This is a genomic window from Bacillus cereus group sp. BceL220, from assembly GCF_051776965.1.
Classification (GTDB): domain Bacteria; phylum Bacillota; class Bacilli; order Bacillales; family Bacillaceae_G; genus Bacillus_A; species Bacillus_A cereus.
On the sequence record NZ_JBPWBC010000001.1, the window covers coordinates 628,447 to 647,941 of the forward strand.

Here is a 19,495-nt window from a genome sequence, read left to right on the forward strand (position 1 = left end):
ATATATTATAAAACTTCATTCTATTTGTCAATTGCAAAAACAAGAAGATTCTATTTAGAATCCCCTTGTTTTTATAGTTAAATAAATTTTATTAAAACGATTCGTATGTAACAAACTCACTAATTGGCTTTCGATATCCTCTTGGACGAACTTTAGTCGTATCACTTTTCCCTATCGTAATCATTAAAACAGGTATTACATGCTCTGGCATATTTAATTCACTTTGTACTGCTTTTTCATCGAAACCAATCATTGGACATGTATCATAGCCATAATATTTAGCTGCGTACATAAAAGTCATCGCACTTAACGAAGCATTTCTAATCGCTTCATCCTCCATGAAACGCTCTCCTTTTCCTTCATATAAACCTTTCGTTTGCCTAATGGTATCTTCATATTCGCATTCATCAATCATTTTTAAAACTTTCATACCGAAGTAAATATTTTCAACATTTTGGTATGCTCTTTTATCACCACAAACGAGCACTACCGCTGATGCACTCGATACTTTATATTGACCGAACGCTAATTCTTTTAATCTTTCTTTTCGCTCTTGATCACGAATTACAACATAATGTGTGTGCTGCAAATTATAGCAAGATGGAGAAAGCTTAGTTAACTCAAATATTTTTTTAAAATCCTCATCAGGGATTTCTATACCTTGTATAAATTTCATTGCAGAACGTCTAGCAATTGCTAATTCTTCAAAGTTCACCGTATATCCTCCTTAATAACTATAAATTTAAATATACATTAATTTATACAAATGGATAAATCAAATAAAAACACTTTAAATCCGAATAATAATTATGATTAACAGCAAAAAAGACAAAAAGCTGAAACAATTAGTTCATACGAAATTCACACGAATCTATTACTATAGAAATTGTACATAGTGAACTTATTAACAATCACGTTTATTTATATAGAATCTTACTCGAAAGGAGTTGAAAGTATGAAAACTAAATATCGCTTTATGATCTCATCATTTGCCGCTTGTGCTTATATGATTTGGTATTTAGTATAATAACAACCTCACTTGTAAATAGGAAAAGGTGTGTATATAAAATGGAATATAATCAATCAACAGTTAACTACTGGAAAGCTTTTGTATTACCATATACATTTGCTTTAGAAGAGTTAAAAACTAAATTTGAAATTATGAACCGGGAAGCTCAATTTTTAGAGGATTACAACCCGTTTGAACATATAAAAACAAGACTAAAACAACCTGAAAGTATTATTAAAAAGCTTGAACGTAAAAATTTATTACCGACAGTTGAAAATGCCCAAAGGCATTTACAAGATATTATTGGTATTCGTATTACATGTTGCTTCGTAGAAGATATTTATCATTTAAAAGAAGTCATTCAAAAGCGTGAAGATATGGAAATCATAGAGGTAAAAGATTATATCGCTAATCCAAAGGGAAACGGTTATAAAAGTTTACACATGATTATTAAATATCCTTTATCACTGAATTCTGGTACAAAAGATGTATTTGCAGAAATTCAGTTACGTACACTGGCAATGGACTTTTGGGCAAGTTTAGAACACAAACTTTATTATAAATATGAAGGGAAAATACCGGAGTATTTAAAAGATGAACTACATGATGCAGCAATGAAAGCTGAAGATCTTGATAATAAAATGGCCACAATTCGTCAAGATATTGATGATATTGAGGCATGCTCAAATCAAATTATGCTACCACTATAAAAAAAGGTTCTCGCCAATGAGAACCTTTTTTGTACCATTTTTTAGAAGTGCGACTCCCACACTTATTAAAGTTTCACGTTATTTTTTCTCTATCGTGCGAACCTCTTCAATCTTCCATTTCTCATCTTCTTTTCCAAGAGCGTACTGTACTTTCTTTTGAAGAGTGACACTATCGTCTACTTCCTTTTCTTTCGTTTCAACAATAACATACCCTACTTTACTAGCTTTCATATCTATATGTTCCAATTCAATCTTCTTATTTCCCTTTTGAAATGCGGCTTCTTTTTGTGTTTTTAAGTCTTCAGCACTAGGCATCTTCTTTGAAAATAACTCCATATGTTCTGCAAAATTTTTTTCATTCGTCGTTCGCACAAATGTAGTAATAACATCTTGAATAGATTTCTCTTCTTCTTTTGTTATTTGTACCTTTTCCTCAGTTTTTTTAGTAGTAGATTTTTGTTCTACGTTATTCTCTTCTTGTTGACATCCAACTAGTAATACTACAAATACTAGAAGGAATCTTAATTTCCTAAATATTTTTTCCATATTCCCAACTCCTAAAAAGAAAAGTGAGGCATTTCGCCTCACTTTCGCTCTTAATTAACGTCTTCCTTTATTCGGATCGCCACCGCCAACGATATCAAAGACACGTTTCGCTATATTTGTATTCTCTTGAACGCCTGAGAATAAGTATTTACCTGGACCAAATGCATACACGTTCACATCTTCCCCTGTATGCCCACCAGTTGTCCAGCCTGTAACCGAGCGCTTATTGAAAATATCTTCAATTGCATTATCAATCTTTGTTACATCTTTTGACGGAGCTATATCATTTACAGCTTGAATTTCTTCTGGAGTTAATTGTAAATCAATATACTTTTTCAATGTTTCTTCTACATTTGCACCTTTTGCAATCTCATTTGCCATAAAGTCTGGTGTGCGTTTTGCAGCTTTAATTGGATCTACTTTAAAGTTATACTCGCCATTGGCACCTAAAGATAATCCACCTGTAGCGTGGTCTGCCGTTGCAACAACTAACGTATTTTTATCTTTTTTCGCAAACTCAATCGCTGCTTTGAAAGCTTTTTCGAAGTCTTCCATTTCACTCATTGCACCAACGATATCATTATCATGTCCAGCCCAGTCGATTTGACTTCCTTCCACCATTAAGAAGAAACCATTTTTATTTTTGTTCAAACGCTCAATTGCTGCATTAGTCATTTCTTCTAATGAAGGTGTTTTATCATTACGATCAATCATTTTATCTAATCCACCTGGTGCAAATAAACCAAGAATTTGATCATTTTTATCATTTAACAATTGATCTCGATCCGTTACATAGCTATAACCAGATTTCTTAAACTCTTCTGTAAGATTACGATCTTTTCTAACAAAGTTCTTTACACCGCCGCCAAGCATAACATCTACTTTATGCTTCCCTTTAATTTTCTCATCAAAATAATCATTTGCAATTGCGTCCATATTTTTACGGCTAATGTCATGCGCACCGAAAGCAGCTGGTGTTGCATGTGTAATTTCAGAAGTTGCAACAAGTCCCGTTGATTTCCCTTTTTCTTTCGCTTGCTCAAGAACCGTTTTCACTTCCGCTTTATCATTATCAACTGCAATTGCAGCATTATATGTTTTAATCCCTGCTGACATAGCTGTTGCTGCTGATGCAGAGTCTGTAATATTTTCATGCTCATCTTCTGGGTATGTTTTTTGTGTTCCTACAAGATGCTTATCAAATTCTGTAGATTCCATTTCAAAGGTTTTTGGATTATCTTTCATATAACGGTGAGCCGTCATATATGAAGGGCCCATACCATCCCCAATTAATACGATAACATTTTTAATCTTTGCATTGCTTCCGTTCTCATCTGCATTAACCTCACTAGAACGAGTAAAATTCCATGTTGCTACCGAAGTAACTGCTAATGATGCCACAACTGCAAATGGCCATGCTTTTTTCACAAACTTTTTCACTGTCTTGTCCCCCTAATTAGGTTATTCATTTCCCACTATCAAATTTAATGGAAGACTATTAAGAGAAAATTAGCTGTATGTAAATTTTTTGTTAACTTATGTAAATATCAGTTATAATTTGTATAACTTTGTCTCTTCGTATCAGCCATCCTGCCCTTTACAATTTAAATATAAACAGGTTGGATTTCATTTAACGTAAATCTCTTTTTTTTACATTTTGACTCTATTTTTATGAAATTAAATAGAAATGCGGTGAGCCTTTATGAAAATAGTAAAGCTAAATGAGTCTTTTATTTTTGAATTACTTAATCTTTGCAAATCTGTTGGATGGTTACACGATGAAATTTTTATGAAAAAGCAATTCGAAATGTATCTTTCTATCGGCACACTTGTAGGTTATATTCATGAAAACAAACTCATTGCGACTGGAGGAGTATTTCCCTTTACAAGTAACTTCACTTCCATTGGTATGTTAATCGTTCACCCTAATTTTCAAGGACGAGGAATAGGGCGCATGTTGCTAAATCATTGCTTGGAACAAATTCATCCAAAACAACCAATTGCACTTATTGCGACAAAAGCTGGCGAACCTCTATACACATCATGTGGATTTCAAACAGCAACAACAATTCATCGTTTTGAAAAGCAAACTACTAAGACGTATCCTTCTCACTTACAACAAGTACGAGAAGAAGACCTTATATCTCTTACTTCTCTTGATCAAATTGCAACTGGTGTGAATCGTTCTCTACTTTACTCTTTGCTATTACCAAGGGCCATACACGCTTTTAAAATTGAAAGAAATAACCGTATAGAAGCTTTTTCATTATGCATACGAAAGGGCAATATATTATGTATCAATCCACTTATCGCCAAGCAAGAAGAAGATGCTATTCAAATATTAAAAAAGATATGTGAATGTTGGAATGGTATAGTACGAATTGATGTCCCACACTCACAATTTACATTTCGTAAATTTCTTCAAACAGAAAATTTCCAAGAAACGCTCCTTTCACCTCTTATGATAAAAAATGGTAGCCAACTTCCTGGAAATCGTAATATGCTATTTGCTATGATAGATACAGCGTTATGTTAGAAAGGAGACACCTAATTGAAGCGATTTAGCTATTTTATGGTAGGTTGTCTTACTCTTACACTATTAGTAGGATGTAGTGCAGCAGAAAAGCCAGTAGAACAAGTAAAGCAAGTGAAAAATACAATTACAGCTAAACTAGCTACCGAGGAAAAAATGGTAGAAATAGATGGTCAAACCATTTACTTTAAAAAGATTGGTAATGAAAAACAACCTTTACTTATGATTCATGGCTTTGGAGGGTCATCAGATGGTTTTCAAAAGATTTACTCCGATTTAGCAAAAGATCATACAATTATTTCTGTAGATGCTTTAGGATTCGGGCGCTCATCTAAGCCAATGGATTTTTATTATTCTTTTCCAACTCATGCAAATTTGTATTATAAATTAATGAAAAAACTAGGGTATGATTCATTCGCAATACTGGGGCATTCCATGGGGGGAGAAATTTCTCTAAATTTAACATATTTATATCCTGAAGCAGTTACTCACCTTATTTTAACTGATGCTACAGGTGGTCCTCATACATTCGTTACTAAACAAGGCTCACCAAAACCACAATTGTCGACTGATTTAAATGCCGTTTCTTCTATTACTGATTATGATGAGAGCAAAGTGAAATTCAAACGTAACGATGAAGAGCATTATAACAAAATGAAACTATGGCCTAGACGTCTTAAAATTAATGCGAATGAAATGAAACAGCCTACTTTAATTATATGGGGCAGAAATGATAGTAGCGTTTCTTGGAAAGAAGGAGAAACGTATCATCAATTCTTAAAAAATAGCACTTTACATATTATTGAAAAAGGTTATCATGCACCATTTCGCCAAGAACCACAAGAATTTGTCGGGTATGTACAAGACTTCTTTAAGAACAATCCGATCAAAGTTGAAAAATAACATAAACGGGTATCTCATTTTGAGATACCCGTTTTCATATATTAAGCAGCTTGCTTTTGGCGTTTTTGAGTTTTTGATCCTAATACTTTCGGGATAACAAAGCCATCCATTCCAAATTTCCCAGCGTTCATACCGGCAACAAGAACAAACATAGATAAGATAACCATCCCAGGGTTCACACCAATTGACCCACTAAACATATAGGAAAAGTTCATTACAAGACCAAAAAAGACTGCTGTTTTTGTTAAACAGCCTACAATTAAACCAATTCCGACTAAAATTTCTCCCCATGTTACAAGCGTATTAAACAAATCTACATTTGGAATTGCAAATTCTTGTAAGAATGATGCCCACCAAGATTGAACAGCCGGTTGTGCACCTTTAGATTTTTCAATTGCGCCTTGCAAATAACCTGTTGCATCGAATCCTTTTCCTTGTAGTTTACCGATTCCAGCCATTAACCATGTGTAACCAAGATATACTCGAATTACTGCTAATACAAAAGAAACTGCTTTGTTTTCTCTTAAAAATTGAATAACCATATCTTCCTCCTAAAGTTGTAATTAAGTTAGTTACAGTTAATATAATAACATTAGTTACTTATTTTTCAAATGTTAATTATGAATAATTCATGAAATGTGTATGAAACATTAAAAACTAACGTTTATATAGTAACTTTTATTACCTGTAAAAACTTGAACATATCATACCACAGGTGATAATCATTTTCATTGAAAAAAATGTAAAATAATTGTGAGTTAAATGTGAAACACGTTTATTCGAATATAGAATAAACGTGTTTCACACTAATTATAGAATCGAAATGTATGTGTCTCCTCATCAATTAAACTCGCTTCTTGAAACGCTTCTTCTAACGTTTTCCCATGGTTAATAACCCCATAAAATAAGCGTATAGTAAACATAAGTGCTGCATTTCCATCTACATAATCAATCGATCCAATATATGATTTTGCACCACTATGTAAAAAGATTTTGCAATATTTTTCTCCCCTAACGTGCACCCGCTATTTACAATATGTGTATTATGCAATTTTGCATATTTATAAATTTCTGCTGTACCAAAATATCCTCTCGGTTCATCTTGTTCATATACTTCTTCGTCTAATTCTTCCATGACAAACTTTCCTTCTTCACCATGAAAGCAAAAAATAATATAATTAATATCGTTAAATAAGTTCTTTCCAGAAAGAACTTCCACAAAATCTTTCGGTCTACCAATCCAATATATCACAACTCTTGCACCAAAATACTCAAGAGATGCTCGGATTGATTGCGCCTCTAAATCCGAATTAAAACCAACTACTAATGCAATATTCAACATACAACCCCATCCTATAATCAGCCCTTATTAATCAGACTTTTATGGGATATATCCATTTCATATATGCCCGTTTCTTTCAAAAAGTCTGATCTATTTAAAACGACTTTCTGTAAATATTGCCTATATGCTGTAATTGTTCCATCGTGAGATACAATGCAAATTCTTTCAACACTCAGTTCATAACACCAAAGAAGAAATTCATCTACTATTTGCTGAAAACTATTCTCTGAAATAGTGTTTATACCTTCCTTCCATAACTGATTATTTGAGCTTTTCTCTATCGAAAAATGCGGAAATAACTTTGTTATCATTCCCTGATCTACTATATAATCGCACGGTAATGTTTTCGCTCCTTCTCGATAAGGAAAAATACGTGGAGATACATATGGATGGACTATTTTTTGACAAGCTACTTTCGCACTCCATATTGTCGCCGTTTGTAAAGTTCTAAGTGTAGGACTAACAATTAATATATCCGCTTCTTGTAATGATACATCACGTTGAAGTAATTTAGCTTGAGCCTTTCCTACTCTCGTCAATGGTGGGTCAAACACTTGTAAACTTTCTGGTAAATCCGTTGTATGTTTACCTTCACCATGCCGAACAAAAACGATTTTCATATTCAGTCTCCTCTTACTATAAAATCCTCACACATATTTCTTCCCTATTGCATTCTTTATTCCTGCTGTATAAAAACCGATATGTAAAAAAGGTTTGACACGAAGGTTTGTAAAATATTACAATATTACATGTAAAATACTTTTTACACCGGAAGGAGAATTACATATATGAAATGGATAATTGTCTTTATTGGAATGATTGTATGGGGATATATAAACGGCTTCTTTAGTAGTGATAAAACTGCTAATCCTTGGATTACAGATGATGAACGTGAAACAAAAATTAAACAAAAAGCAATTACGGCAAGCTGGTCCGGTGTTTTTATGTTTTGTACCATTAGCCTCTTAAATAAATGGTTAGGTTTAAGCACAAATGATAACTCACCGTACTTACCAGACCCTATCGCAGCTATTTTAAAGGCAAATGTAGAGTTACAAGTTTTACTCATGCTATTTGTTATGTATGGAATATTTTACTTACATTATCGAAGAAAATTAAGTGCCTAACTTCTAACTCATGATTATCCTCCTAAATGGTTATAGTAATCATGACAAAATGAAAGGAGAGATATAAACATGAGTAACTCGAATGAATTTTTAGATACACTACATGAAAAACAAGCAAAAGATGAACAAAATAGAAAGCGCCAAGGGAACGGAAACCCAGCGAAAAAAAAGCCAAATAAAACACATAAATAACAGTAAAAAACTGCCTAAAACGATCTTTTAGGCAGTTTTTTATTCTTCTTTCACCGAGATAACATTTTCCCAATTCCATTTCTCATAATACCACTCTGGTATATCTACATTTTCAATCCACTTTTTTTCATGTTTTCCATCACTATGAGCTATCCATATATTAGCTTTCTTACGATCTGAACGTATCCATATTAATTGATTGCTCTTCTTCATGAAAATTGGATGATAATCGCCTTGCTTATTAGATGACTTTGTAATTTGATATTGTTTATCGCTTGTGCTATTTATCTCATATAAAGATGGGAATGGCCTTTTTTCTGGCAGAGTTTCAAACCCTCCCTCTTTTGCTCGTGAAACGATAATTACATTATCGTTCTTCCATGTAAAATCCCAATCCACATATCCTTTCGGCGTAAATGTTTGCTGCTGGAGTGCTGGCAGTTCTTTTATTTTTAAATGTTTATTCTCTAATGCAACTCTCCCGCTTCCCTCAATATAAGCCAATATGTTTTTTGATGGCGCCCATTTGAACCATTCTGTATTTAATAGCATTTGATCTACTATTTCAAACCGACTACCATCTGCTCGAACTAAGCAAAGCGTATTACTATCAGCTGACCATGAAGCTGTCGGTATCGCTAAAAATGAAATCCACTTTTGATCTGGTGACCACTTAAAGCCACTTGCTACTAGCGCTAGAAAATCATCATGTTCATTTGGCAATGCATACAAATGCTTCATTTTGTGAGGATTCATATGTGCATCTTTTTGTACTTCATATAGCTGAGCCCCTGTCCATCCTGTTGGAAGTAAGTGCGCTTCAGAGGATACAAGAAAGTTCTTTCCATCAGGATACCATGCATAATCACCCACACCAGCCGATACATTTTCAAAATCTGCATTCTTTTTTTCTACATCAAATGTATTCAATGTACCTGTAAATATAAATGCAATTATATTTTCTGTTGGTGACCATTGATAATTCGATGCTTCTGAGTGAAACGGCGTAACTTTCTTTCCATCTTTCAGCCGATATAACTCAAGAATATTTTGTTTCTCCCCTTTTACATATGCCAGCCATTCTCCATCATGTGACCACTTTGGCCCTGTTATGTTCTCTCCTTTTGTAAGTTGTTTTTCTTTCCCATCAACTTTAATCCAAAGGTTATGATGACGAATAAAAGCAACTTTCACACTATTATTTTCTGCGCTAGTAATAGCGATAGAACATAAAAACATAAACAACACTACACTACCACTTACTATTAGCCTTTTCATACCATCACTCCATTTCCCTCATAGCATTCCTCACTTTCTTCCTACAATATGTGAAAAATATCGATTCGACATAATCAGAAAAAATTCCCCAAGAAATTTTCAATTCATAGAGGATTGGTATGAATTATGTCGAAAGTATAGTTTAGCCAACATTTATATTTATAAGTTCTAACTAAAATGTAAGATTCCATTTCTGAATATTGGCACTTTTTATTAGGGGGAGTATCAATGAAAAAAACTACATCTACACTATTAAGCATGGCGCTTGTCTTTTCTAGTTTTGGAGCTTTAAGCACTCATGCTGAATCACTACAAAAGGAGAAGCAATTTAGTCCACAATTAAAAACAACGATTGAACAGTGGGGAGAACATAAAATTGCTCAAAATGTTGAAACGAAAACAACAAAAGAAATATCAGTAATTGTAGAATTGCAACATGCACCTCTCGCTGCTCAAAGTAATATTCAGCATGCTCCAGATTTACAAAATAGTAATGCGCAGTCTTATCATGCTGAGCTAAAAAAAGCACAAGAAGATACGACTAAGAAAATAAAAGAAAAAGCACCTGGTGCAAAAATTAAAGAAGTGTATAATACGTTATTTTCCGGATTCTCTATTTCAGTTCCTGGAGATCAAATTACCTCTCTTGCCTCTTTACCTGAAGTAAAAGCAGTCTATCCGAACTTAACATATAAATTGCATGAAACATCAAAAAGTACTACTAACGAAGAAGCACCAAATATCGGTGGACCGACAATTGGTGCACCTGAAGCGTGGAATTTAAAAGATCCATCTGGCAAACCGCTTGATGGAAAAGGCATGAAAGTAGCCATTATCGACTCTGGCGTAGACTATACACACCCTGACTTAAAGGCAAATTATATCGGTGGATATGACACGGTTGATGAAGATAGCGATCCAATGGATGGTAACGTACATGGTACTCATGTAGCTGGAATTATTGCGGGTAATGGACAAATTAAAGGCGTTGCTCCAAACGCTTCTATTCTAGCCTATCGTGTAATGAATGACGGTGGAACTGGTACAACAGATGATATTATCCAAGGGATTGAGCGAGCGATTCAAGATGGTGCAGATGTGTTAAACCTCTCCCTTGGGCAGGATTTAAATGTACCTGATCAGCCTGTAACATTAACGTTAGAACGAGCAGCGAAACTTGGTGTTACTACTGTCGTTTCAAATGGAAATGACGGACCAAAACCTTGGTCTGTTGATGCTCCCGGTAACGCAAGTAGTGTCATTTCTGTTGGAGCATCTACGGTTTCTATCCCGTTTCCAACATTCCAAGTAGCTGGTTCCAGCAAAACATATCAAGGGTTACCGTTATCAAAATCCGATTTTCCAATAGGAAATGATTCCCCTCTTGTATACGTTGGTTATGGCAATCCAAGTGATTATGCAAAACAAGATGTGAAAGGGAAATTCGCACTTATTTTACAAGGTACTTCTAGTACATTAGTAAAAGCAGAACAAGCGAAGCAAGCTGGGGCGCTTGGTGTGTTATTAATCTCTAGCGAAAAAGAAATGAATATGATGCCGGAATATTTTTCACGTGAACATCTAGCTGTCCCAGTAATGCAATTATCAAATACAAATGGGGAAGAATTAAAAACTTTAATTACAAAACGAAAGAAAAATATAAAAATTGGACAACCAAAGCAAACAGAACTTATCGGTAACTTTAGTTCAAGAGGACCATCACAAGGAAGTTGGCTAATAAAGCCTGATGTTGTTGCACCTGGAGTACAAATTACTAGTACAGTACCGCGAGGCGGCTATGAATCGCATAACGGAACAAGTATGGCTGCTCCGCAAGTAGCTGGAGCGGTTGCCCTCTTGCGTCAAATGCATCCTGATTGGACGACAGAACAATTGAAAGCGGCTCTTGCTAACAATGCAAAAACATTACATGATGTCAATGAAAATACATACCCTGTTATGGCACAAGGATCAGGTTTAATTAACATTCCGAAAGCAGCTCAAACAAATGTATTAGTAAAACCTAACAATGTCAGCTTTGGTCTTATTAAGCCAAATAGCGGAAAAGTAAAACTGACGCAAAATGTTACATTACAAAACCTTTCTAGTAAAAAGAAAAGTTTTTCAACTCGTGTGGAGTTACTAGATGCAAACACAAACACAAAAGTAAAAGCTTCTGTCCCTTCATCGATTAGCATTCAACCGAATAGTAGTACCGAAAAACCATTTACTATCACTGTAGATAGCTCACTACCACAAGGTGTGTATACTGGAAATGTATATGTAAAAGAACAAGGGGCAAAAGAAGAAATTCGAATTCCATTCACATTTAGTATCGATCCTAAAGATTATAAACGTATCGATGGACTTGAAATTATTAATTCTACTTTTAGCCCAAATGGCGACCACGTACTAGATGATAATCTCATCAACTACTATTTAGTTGCGCCTGTGGATGATGTAACATTGCATGCAAATTTAGTTACGAAAGAACGTGTAACGTATCAAGGGATTATCCATCAAGCTAAAAATGCAACTCCTGGATACAAACCTTTCAAATGGAATGGTACAAAAACCGATGGAACTCCTTTAGCTGACGGGCTATATCAAATCGAAGCAGTTGCTTCTAATTCTGGCGGAGAAACAAAACAAACAGCTGCTGTATTTCTTGATCGAACTGCACCTAAGTTAACATACGAAGTTGACCAAGAAAATCTCGTAATTAGAGGAAAAGTTGATGATATTCTACTAGATTGGATGTCAGAATCTGGTTGGATAGCACCTGGTATTCCAGTGAGAATGTAATATGAAATTAACGGAAATGGTGTATGGGACCAGGCATTCCTGAACCCTTGGGATAAAAGCTATGACATTTATTTCGATCGTACTCAATTACAAGAAGGAAAAAATACTATTCACATTGTAGCAACTGATGCAGCTGGCAATACCTCTAATTTAACTGTTAATTTAGAAGTGAAATAAAGTGAAACTTTAATCAGTAGAGATTTCGTTCATCCCCACTGATTATTACCCTTCACCAATCGGGAGTTACGGGCAGTTAATCTCCCATCTCACTTCTTTGCTCCAACCGAATTTTGAGGTAGGAATTTTACTGCTCATTAACACGGGATAAAAAATTTTTGTTGACAATTTTTTTAATATAGTTTTATAATACAAAACATAGTTTAGTTGAACGAATTATATATCGGCTTTGAAGGAATACTAGTAGCGACTTATATCACTGTCTCAGAGAACTGATGGTTGGTGCGAATCAGTACATATACAAGCGTGAATTACAATTCTGGAGCTTCTTTCCCGTAATGCTTTTTATGCATGAAGAGAAAGACGGATCTTTCCGTTATCGTAAAGTGAGTGGTAAACAATTAGTTGTTTACAAATAGGGTGGTACCGCGATTTTTATCGTCCCTATCGGATTTTCCGATAGGGACTTTTTTGCGTCCATCCTCTTACACAATTTCATATATACGCGTTGAAAGAATCGCAGTAGTATCTTATATCCCTGTTACAGAGAGCTAATGGTCGGTGGAAATTAGCACATATATAAGTATGAATTACAATTCTGGAGCTTCTTTTTCGTAGTGCTTTTATGCATGAAGGAAAAGACGGAATTTTTCCGTTATCATTAATTGAGATGTAAGTATATTTTCACTTACAAATAGGGTGGTACCGCGATTCTTTCGCCCCTATCGGATTTTCCGATAGGGGCTTTTTCTATTTCTCACAGAAACAGATGTTAAATAATTCCGAATCTTATGATAAAATTTTATAAGCGCTTACAAATAATGAAGGGAGGTGATACAAGCTATACGAAATCGATATTCAATTTTATAGAAAAAAAGGAGGATGTCTAAATGACAAAGAAAACAGAAATTCCATCGCATTTAAAACCATTCGTATCCACACAACATTATGATCAATACACACCGGTGAATCACGCTGTGTGGCGTTACATTATGAGACAGAATCATAGCTTCTTAAAAGACGTTGCTCATCCAGCCTATGTGAACGGACTACAATCATCTGGTATTAATATAGATGCAATTCCAAAGGTAGAAGAAATGAATGAGTGTTTGGCACCAAGTGGCTGGGGCGCTGTAACGATTGACGGACTTATTCCCGGCGTAGCATTCTTCGATTTTCAAGGACACGGATTACTACCGATCGCAACAGATATTCGGAAAGTAGAAAATATCGAGTACACACCAGCTCCAGATATCGTACACGAAGCCGCAGGACACGCACCGATTTTACTTGATCCTACATATGCAAAATATGTGAAACGTTTTGGGCAAATTGGTGCAAAAGCTTTCTCTACAAAAGAAGAACATGATGCATTTGAAGCTGTTCGTACATTAACGATAGTGAAAGAAAGCCCTACTTCTACTCCTGATGAAGTTAAGGCTGCTGAAAATGCTGTAATTGAAAAACAAAACTTAGTTTCTGGTTTATCAGAAGCTGAACAAATTTCACGTCTTTTCTGGTGGACAGTAGAATATGGATTGATCGGAAATATAGATGATCCAAAGATATATGGTGCTGGTCTCCTTTCTTCTGTTGGCGAAAGCAAACATTGCTTAACAGACGCTGTAGAAAAGGTTCCATTTTCTATCGAAGCATGTATAGGGACAACTTATGACGTAACAAAAATGCAACCACAACTATTTGTTTGTGAATCCTTTGAAGAATTAACAGATGCGCTTGAAACATTTTCTAAAACAATGGCCTTTAAAACAGGTGGAAAAGAAGGTTTAGAAAAAGCAATTCGCTCTGAGAACTATGCAACAGCTGAGCTAAATAGTGGATTACAAATTACAGGTACATTTAGCGAGACAATTGAAAACGATGCAGGTGAATTAATTTACATGCGAACAAATTCGCCAACGGCATTAGCGCTTCATAATAAACAGTTAGCAAATCATTCTAATTCTGTACACAGTGACGGATTTGGAACACCGATTGGATTACTCACTGAAAATATTGCATTAGAAAATTGTACAGACGAACAACTACAATCATTAGGAATTACAATTGGAACTATCGCTGAGTTTACTTTTGCAAGTGGTATTCATGTAAAAGGAACAGTAACAGATATTGTAAAAAACGATAAGAAAATTGCTCTTATTTCCTTTATCGATTGCACAGTTACTTATAACGCCCGCGTTTTATTTGATGCTTCATGGGGCGCATTTGATATGGCTGTTGGCTCACAAATCACTTCAGTATTCCCAGGTGCCGCAGATGCCGCAGCATTTTTCCCAATGGATGAAGAAGTTCACGAAATTCCTGCTCCACTTGTACTGAATGAACTTGAACGTATGTATCAAACAGTTCGAGATATTCGAAGTGAGGGGATTTTACACGACGCGCATATCGATCAATTAGTAGCAATTCAAGAAGTATTAAATAAATTTTATGCGAAAGAATGGTTGCTGCGCCTTGAAGTATTAGAGTTACTTTTAGAGCATAACAAAGGGCATGAAACATCGGCAGCATTACTACATCAACTTTCTACTTTCACAACTGACGAAGCTGTAACACGCCTTATTAACAATGGTCTTGCGTTACTTCCAGTAAAGGATGTGAAAAATGATGCTAAGATTAACTGAAGAAGAAGTTCACGAAGAATTATTGAAGGTAGATAAATGGATGGTAAAAGATGAGAAATGGATTGAACGAAAATATATGTTTTCCGACTACTTAAAAGGAGTCGAATTTGTCTCTGAAGCCGCCAAACTATCAGAAGAACATAATCACCATCCATTTATCCTTATCCAGTATAAAGCAGTTATTATTACTTTGTCATCTTGGAATGCAAAAGGTTTAACGAAACTAGATTTTGAGCTTGCAAAACAATTTGATGAACTATTTTTACAAAACGAAAAAGCAATTATAAGAAAATAAAAGGAGAAGCCTTTTTAGGCTTCTCCTTTTATTTTGAAATGGATACAATGTCCAAATGGATCCTCGACTTGTAATATTCCATCTTTGTACGTAGCAATCTTGCCAATATTTTTTAAGCTTTCACATACTTGCTCTTTTTGTTTTTCATTCGCTAGTACAACTGTGAAATATTTCAAACCAACAGAACCTGGCATTTGCGGTGGTACCCCTTCACCTTGCCATGTATTTAAACCGATATGGTGATGATAACCACCTGCAGATACGAACAATGCTCCATTACGAGATGGAATCGTTACTTCAAAACCAAGACCATCAACATAGAAACGTTTCGCTTCCTCTAAATCAGCTACATGAAAATGAATATGCCCCATCACAGTACCAGCTGGAAAGCCATTCCATGTACTTCCTTGCTGTAATAATTCTTCACCAGCTAACGGGTTACTAACAAATGGGAGTTCTCCATTCTCATCACGCCAAACTTCTTTTTGTCGATCATGATAAATTTCAATCCCGTTTCCATCTGGATCAGCTAAATAAAGAGCTTCACTAAAGTAATGATCGGCTCCGCCATGTAGTGGATATACCATCTCTACAAGATGACGAAGAACATTCGCTAAATCCTGTCTACTTGGTAATAAAATTGCGTAATGATATAACCCTGTTCTTCCTCTTTGCTTCGGAAAAGCTTCTTTCTTTTCTTCAATGATAAGAAGTGGTTCATCATTTTCATTCCCAAATGTAACGACTGCTTCTTCTTCTCTTAGCACCTTCATACTTAGTACTTCCGTATAAAACTCTAGTGATTTCTTTACATTAGATACGTATAAATGAACAACATCAAGTGTTGTATCGGGATGAAGTTGAAAACTCATCTTGTTAGCCCCCCCATTTAAATTAGTTCTTCTTTGACATTTTTTCTTTTAAGAAATTATCTACAAAGCCATCAGCTTTTGCAACAAATAAGTATGCACCCATTGCTAATAATGCAAGTTCTAATTCGAAACCAGGATTTTTTCCATCTCCCAATAAACCAGCTGACCATTTCACTTTTACGATTGCTCCAACCATAACAAGTGCAAATAATAATCCAATATATCTTACACCTAAACCTAGAATTAATAATAGACCTCCAACTAATTCAAACGTTGCTACACCGTATGCAAGTCCTCCTGGTAAACCAATACTTGTAAACCATCCTGCAATATTGTCAATTCCTGATTGGAATTTTGTTAAACCGTGCATGAAGAATGTTACCCCTAACACGATACGAATAATTAAGTTACCAATATGTTGATTCATTTCATTCTCTCCTTTATAGTTTTCTTATACAAAACTTTTATTTACATTACAAAACATACACTAATTTTTTTTATTCGTCAATTCATTTTCACTGGGAAAAAATATATTTTTTTTGCTATGATACAAATAGTTGTTTACAAAAAGGAGCTTGATTTTATGAATATTGGTTCTGCAATACGTGAAATTCGTCAACGTAGAGGCATAACAATTGCACAAATTTGCGAGGGAACAGGTCTTTCTAAAGGATTTATGAGTCAGGTTGAAAATAATAAAACATCACCATCTATCTCAACTTTAGAAACGATCTCCAATTTTTTAAACGTTCCCCTTCCCTATTTATTGTTAGAGCAAAAAGATCGATTAAAAATTGTCAAAAAAGAAGAACGGAAATACAGTGTATACGGCAAAGATGAGCAAAGAATTGAACATGTTGCGGAGCAAGGGGGCCTTCGCCTATCTTTAGTAGAAATCCCTACTGGATTCCCGAAAGAAAACTCACCAAATGCCCATGAAGGGGAAGAATGTCACCTTGTATTACGCGGAAAACTAGAAGTTCAGCACGGTGAAGATATTGCAATTGTAGAAGAAGGTGATTCTTTCTCATGGAATGCATGCGTTCCTCATATTGTTCGTAATATAGGAGAAGAAACTGCATTATTACTCATCTCTAGTTATGCGGAAAATCGAAAACGTGTTTATTAAATAACAAAAAAAAAGAAGCCTGTTAAACAGGCTTCTTTTTTATCCCCTTATAATTCCATAACTTGTCCCAACTAGTACAGTCTTTTCATGCTGATTGCGATAAACTGACTCGATTGAAACTTTTTTATAGCCTTCCATTTGCTCAACATTTGTTAAAGTTAGTTCACAAGTGATCGTATCTCCTGTGAAAACTGGTCTAATAAACTCACTTACTAATTCTCTTGCTATGTAATGTAACTCTTCTCCCACTTTCGTTCCAATGCTAGCAGTCAATAAACCATGAACCATTAATCTTCCATTTTCATCGTATTCCACATGGTGTCTACCTTTATCACCGGTAATATTTGCAAATTCAAAAACTTCTTCCTCAGTAAATCTTCTTTCATATTTAAATACATCCCCAGCTTTTACACTCATTTTTATCCCCCTAATAATAAACAGAATTTTCTTTTATTTTAGCATAAAACGAGCCTCAATCCATTCTCTATTATCAAAAGTCTCAAAATTACCTCGCTATACTTTTTTACTTTCCATTCATTTATCGGTGACCATCTCTTTTCGCGACTTGGTATCCATAATACGCACATGTTCCATTTCTTGATAGCTCTCTAACTTCAAATCCACAACTTCTATAAAAATCAAAATTGTTCGCTGATGTATGCGCAAACCAATCACCGTGGGGAAGTTTTTGCAGGCAAAGAGCTACAAGCTTCTTACCTAATCCCTTCCCTCTATATTCACACTTCACAACTAAATTTACTATGTTCGCAATCATAATTCCATCAGAAATGACTCTAACCATCGCAACCATCTCTTCCTCATCCCAAATTGTGAAAGCCCATGTTGAATTTTCGAATGCTATCGTAAATTTTTCAATTTGCCAAGAAGGGATATTATCATTACTCCAACCGGCATCTTCAAACAAAGCTTTAATTGCATATGCTGGTACGCTACTCGTTCCCTCACGAATAATAAGTCCATTATGATAAATGTACATGTAATCCCTCCCTTTATTTTCATATACCATTCTTCAAAAAATGCAATTTACCTTTAAAAAAGTAATTTTTTCATCCAACACGCTTAATAGAATAAACTAGAACATCGATTCCATGAAATGACGTTGTTTTCTCATAGCTGAGCCCGGTTTTTCTAGCAACAAATATTGAGGCGGGATGATTCGGATTAATAAGAGAAATTAATTTATTCATTCGTAATGCTTGGAAACCGTAGTCACGAAATGCTGCCGCTGCTTCTTTTGCATACCCTTTTCCCCAATACTGAGGAAGTAACCAATAACCAATTTCAATTTCCTCTTTTCCATCTATCTTCTGCTTTACCAGCCCTGCATGACCAATTCTTGTTCCCATTTCCTTTTCAATCAATACAAATAAACCGAGACCGTTTTTATAGCTAGGAATCACCCATTCCTCCAGACTTTTTTTACACTGCATATATGTTTTTAACGTCCCATTTCCAATATAACGCATTACCTTCTCGTTCCCCCATAGTGAAGCGTAGAACTGTAAATCATCCATTGTATATTTGCGAATTTGTAAACGTTCTGTATGAAACATGCTGGCACTCCTTTCCACTAATTTTTTCTTCATTTCACGATCACGTTTTGTGTGTATACGAAATGTTACTATTTATTATAAAGTGAAACTTTAATCAGTGGGAAATTTTGTTCATCCCCACTGATTATTAGCCTTCACCAACTAGGCGTTTACGGGCAGTGTATCTCCCGTCTAACTTCTTTGCTTTAGCCGAATTTTTAGGCGGGAGTCTTACTGCCTGGAAAATAGCTGGATAAATGAACCAACAATAAAATACAGAATATTCATTCTTAATAACTAAAAAAAGCAGTAGACAAATATTGTCCACTGCATCCATATCATAACTAGCATAAAGAAAACTACAATTGAGGGGGGTGTA

The 19,495-nt window shown here is 35.0% G+C and carries 19 protein-coding genes, 2 pseudogenes and 2 other annotated features; of the genes and pseudogenes, 9 read left to right on the top strand and 12 right to left on the bottom strand.

The features are described from left to right. Positions 1 to 91: 91 nt before the first annotated feature. Positions 92 to 715, bottom strand: a complete 624-nt coding sequence (locus ACS2FK_RS03380) for a nitroreductase family protein (RefSeq protein WP_001008498.1) — start codon at positions 713 to 715, stop codon at positions 92 to 94. A gap of 353 nt (positions 716 to 1,068) precedes the next feature. Here ACS2FK_RS03380 and ACS2FK_RS03385 point away from each other — a divergent pair, with 353 nt between their 5' ends. Continuing rightward, positions 1,069 to 1,719 (top strand): GTP pyrophosphokinase, encoded by a 651-nt coding sequence (locus ACS2FK_RS03385; RefSeq protein WP_000456210.1) that lies wholly within the window; start codon positions 1,069 to 1,071, stop codon positions 1,717 to 1,719. Positions 1,720 to 1,797: 78 nt separating this feature from the next. Here ACS2FK_RS03385 and ACS2FK_RS03390 read toward each other — a convergent pair whose 3' ends face one another. Beyond that, positions 1,798 to 2,265: a hypothetical protein gene (locus ACS2FK_RS03390; protein ID WP_000411095.1), complete on the bottom strand. Its 468-nt coding sequence runs from the start codon at positions 2,263 to 2,265 to the stop codon at positions 1,798 to 1,800. A 54-nt stretch (positions 2,266 to 2,319) separates the two neighbouring features. Next, entirely contained in the window at positions 2,320 to 3,705 is a 1,386-nt protein-coding gene (locus tag ACS2FK_RS03395; RefSeq protein ID WP_000714908.1) for an alkaline phosphatase, read from the bottom strand. 262 nt (positions 3,706 to 3,967) lie between these two features. Here ACS2FK_RS03395 and ACS2FK_RS03400 point away from each other — a divergent pair, with 262 nt between their 5' ends. Together ACS2FK_RS03400 and ACS2FK_RS03405 are read left to right on the top strand one after the other, a co-directional pair. Further along, positions 3,968 to 4,801: a GNAT family N-acetyltransferase gene (locus tag ACS2FK_RS03400; protein ID WP_000706703.1), complete on the top strand. Its 834-nt coding sequence runs from the start codon at positions 3,968 to 3,970 to the stop codon at positions 4,799 to 4,801. Between the two features lie 15 nt (positions 4,802 to 4,816). Next, entirely contained in the window at positions 4,817 to 5,701 is an 885-nt protein-coding gene (locus ACS2FK_RS03405) for an alpha/beta fold hydrolase (RefSeq protein ID WP_063548660.1), read from the top strand. A 41-nt stretch (positions 5,702 to 5,742) separates the two neighbouring features. Here ACS2FK_RS03405 and ACS2FK_RS03410 read toward each other — a convergent pair whose 3' ends face one another. The 3 genes and pseudogenes from ACS2FK_RS03410 to ACS2FK_RS03420 all read right to left on the bottom strand — a co-directional run bounded on the left by ACS2FK_RS03410 (position 5,743) and on the right by ACS2FK_RS03420 (position 7,663). After that, positions 5,743 to 6,243, bottom strand: coding sequence for a DoxX family protein (locus tag ACS2FK_RS03410; protein ID WP_063548662.1), 501 nt, complete (start codon positions 6,241 to 6,243; stop codon positions 5,743 to 5,745). A gap of 264 nt (positions 6,244 to 6,507) precedes the next feature. Beyond that, positions 6,508 to 7,043: pseudogene (locus tag ACS2FK_RS03415) on the bottom strand (delta-aminolevulinic acid dehydratase). A gap of 17 nt (positions 7,044 to 7,060) precedes the next feature. Then, entirely contained in the window at positions 7,061 to 7,663 is a 603-nt protein-coding gene (locus tag ACS2FK_RS03420; RefSeq protein WP_023523078.1) for a histidine phosphatase family protein, read from the bottom strand. Positions 7,664 to 7,831: 168 nt separating this feature from the next. Here ACS2FK_RS03420 and ACS2FK_RS03425 point away from each other — a divergent pair, with 168 nt between their 5' ends. Further along, positions 7,832 to 8,170, top strand: coding sequence for a hypothetical protein (locus tag ACS2FK_RS03425; protein WP_000871151.1), 339 nt, complete (start codon positions 7,832 to 7,834; stop codon positions 8,168 to 8,170). A gap of 69 nt (positions 8,171 to 8,239) precedes the next feature. Further along, a complete protein-coding gene (locus tag ACS2FK_RS03430) occupies positions 8,240 to 8,362 on the top strand; it encodes a DUF4023 domain-containing protein (RefSeq protein ID WP_000071866.1) in 123 nt (40 codons plus the stop codon). Between the two features lie 39 nt (positions 8,363 to 8,401). Here ACS2FK_RS03430 and ACS2FK_RS03435 read toward each other — a convergent pair whose 3' ends face one another. Next, positions 8,402 to 9,640 carry a TolB family protein gene (locus ACS2FK_RS03435; protein ID WP_000825717.1) on the bottom strand — a complete coding sequence of 413 codons (1,239 nt, stop codon included), beginning with the start codon at positions 9,638 to 9,640 and terminating at the stop codon, positions 8,402 to 8,404. A gap of 228 nt (positions 9,641 to 9,868) precedes the next feature. Between ACS2FK_RS03435 and ACS2FK_RS03440 the strand changes: the two are divergent. From ACS2FK_RS03440 to ACS2FK_RS03450, 3 genes and pseudogenes are all read left to right on the top strand, one after another. After that, positions 9,869 to 12,622 (top strand): annotated as a pseudogene (locus ACS2FK_RS03440) (S8 family peptidase). Positions 12,623 to 12,842: 220 nt separating this feature from the next. After that, positions 12,843 to 13,071, top strand: a binding site (T-box leader). 50 nt (positions 13,072 to 13,121) lie between these two features. Further along, positions 13,122 to 13,349, top strand: a binding site (T-box leader). A 163-nt stretch (positions 13,350 to 13,512) separates the two neighbouring features. Beyond that, the gene (locus ACS2FK_RS03445) at positions 13,513 to 15,267 is read left to right on the top strand and encodes an aromatic amino acid hydroxylase (RefSeq protein ID WP_000163185.1); all 1,755 of its coding nucleotides are present in this window, start codon (positions 13,513 to 13,515) and stop codon (positions 15,265 to 15,267) included. Next, positions 15,248 to 15,562 carry a 4a-hydroxytetrahydrobiopterin dehydratase gene (locus ACS2FK_RS03450; protein ID WP_000979537.1) on the top strand — a complete coding sequence of 105 codons (315 nt, stop codon included), beginning with the start codon at positions 15,248 to 15,250 and terminating at the stop codon, positions 15,560 to 15,562. The genes ACS2FK_RS03445 and ACS2FK_RS03450 overlap by 20 nt, the downstream gene beginning before the upstream one ends. Before the next feature lie 14 nt (positions 15,563 to 15,576). Here ACS2FK_RS03450 and ACS2FK_RS03455 read toward each other — a convergent pair whose 3' ends face one another. Both ACS2FK_RS03455 and ACS2FK_RS03460 read right to left on the bottom strand, forming a co-directional pair. Next, positions 15,577 to 16,434: a VOC family protein gene (locus ACS2FK_RS03455; RefSeq protein ID WP_000009849.1), complete on the bottom strand. Its 858-nt coding sequence runs from the start codon at positions 16,432 to 16,434 to the stop codon at positions 15,577 to 15,579. A gap of 22 nt (positions 16,435 to 16,456) precedes the next feature. Further along, positions 16,457 to 16,861, bottom strand: coding sequence for a DoxX family protein (locus ACS2FK_RS03460; RefSeq protein WP_001071553.1), 405 nt, complete (start codon positions 16,859 to 16,861; stop codon positions 16,457 to 16,459). A 156-nt stretch (positions 16,862 to 17,017) separates the two neighbouring features. On the opposite strand from ACS2FK_RS03460, the gene ACS2FK_RS03465 reads away from it, so the two are divergent. Further along, entirely contained in the window at positions 17,018 to 17,563 is a 546-nt protein-coding gene (locus ACS2FK_RS03465; RefSeq protein ID WP_001020693.1) for a helix-turn-helix domain-containing protein, read from the top strand. 39 nt (positions 17,564 to 17,602) lie between these two features. Here the strand turns inward: ACS2FK_RS03465 and ACS2FK_RS03470 are convergent, their stop codons facing one another. From ACS2FK_RS03470 to ACS2FK_RS03480, 3 genes are all read right to left on the bottom strand, one after another. Beyond that, positions 17,603 to 17,980 (bottom strand): MaoC/PaaZ C-terminal domain-containing protein, encoded by a 378-nt coding sequence (locus ACS2FK_RS03470; RefSeq protein WP_000111564.1) that lies wholly within the window; start codon positions 17,978 to 17,980, stop codon positions 17,603 to 17,605. A gap of 121 nt (positions 17,981 to 18,101) precedes the next feature. Then, positions 18,102 to 18,560 carry a GNAT family N-acetyltransferase gene (locus tag ACS2FK_RS03475; protein ID WP_000276127.1) on the bottom strand — a complete coding sequence of 153 codons (459 nt, stop codon included), beginning with the start codon at positions 18,558 to 18,560 and terminating at the stop codon, positions 18,102 to 18,104. Between the two features lie 70 nt (positions 18,561 to 18,630). Next, positions 18,631 to 19,170 carry a GNAT family N-acetyltransferase gene (locus ACS2FK_RS03480; RefSeq protein WP_003271719.1) on the bottom strand — a complete coding sequence of 180 codons (540 nt, stop codon included), beginning with the start codon at positions 19,168 to 19,170 and terminating at the stop codon, positions 18,631 to 18,633. Positions 19,171 to 19,495: the final 325 nt, after the last annotated feature.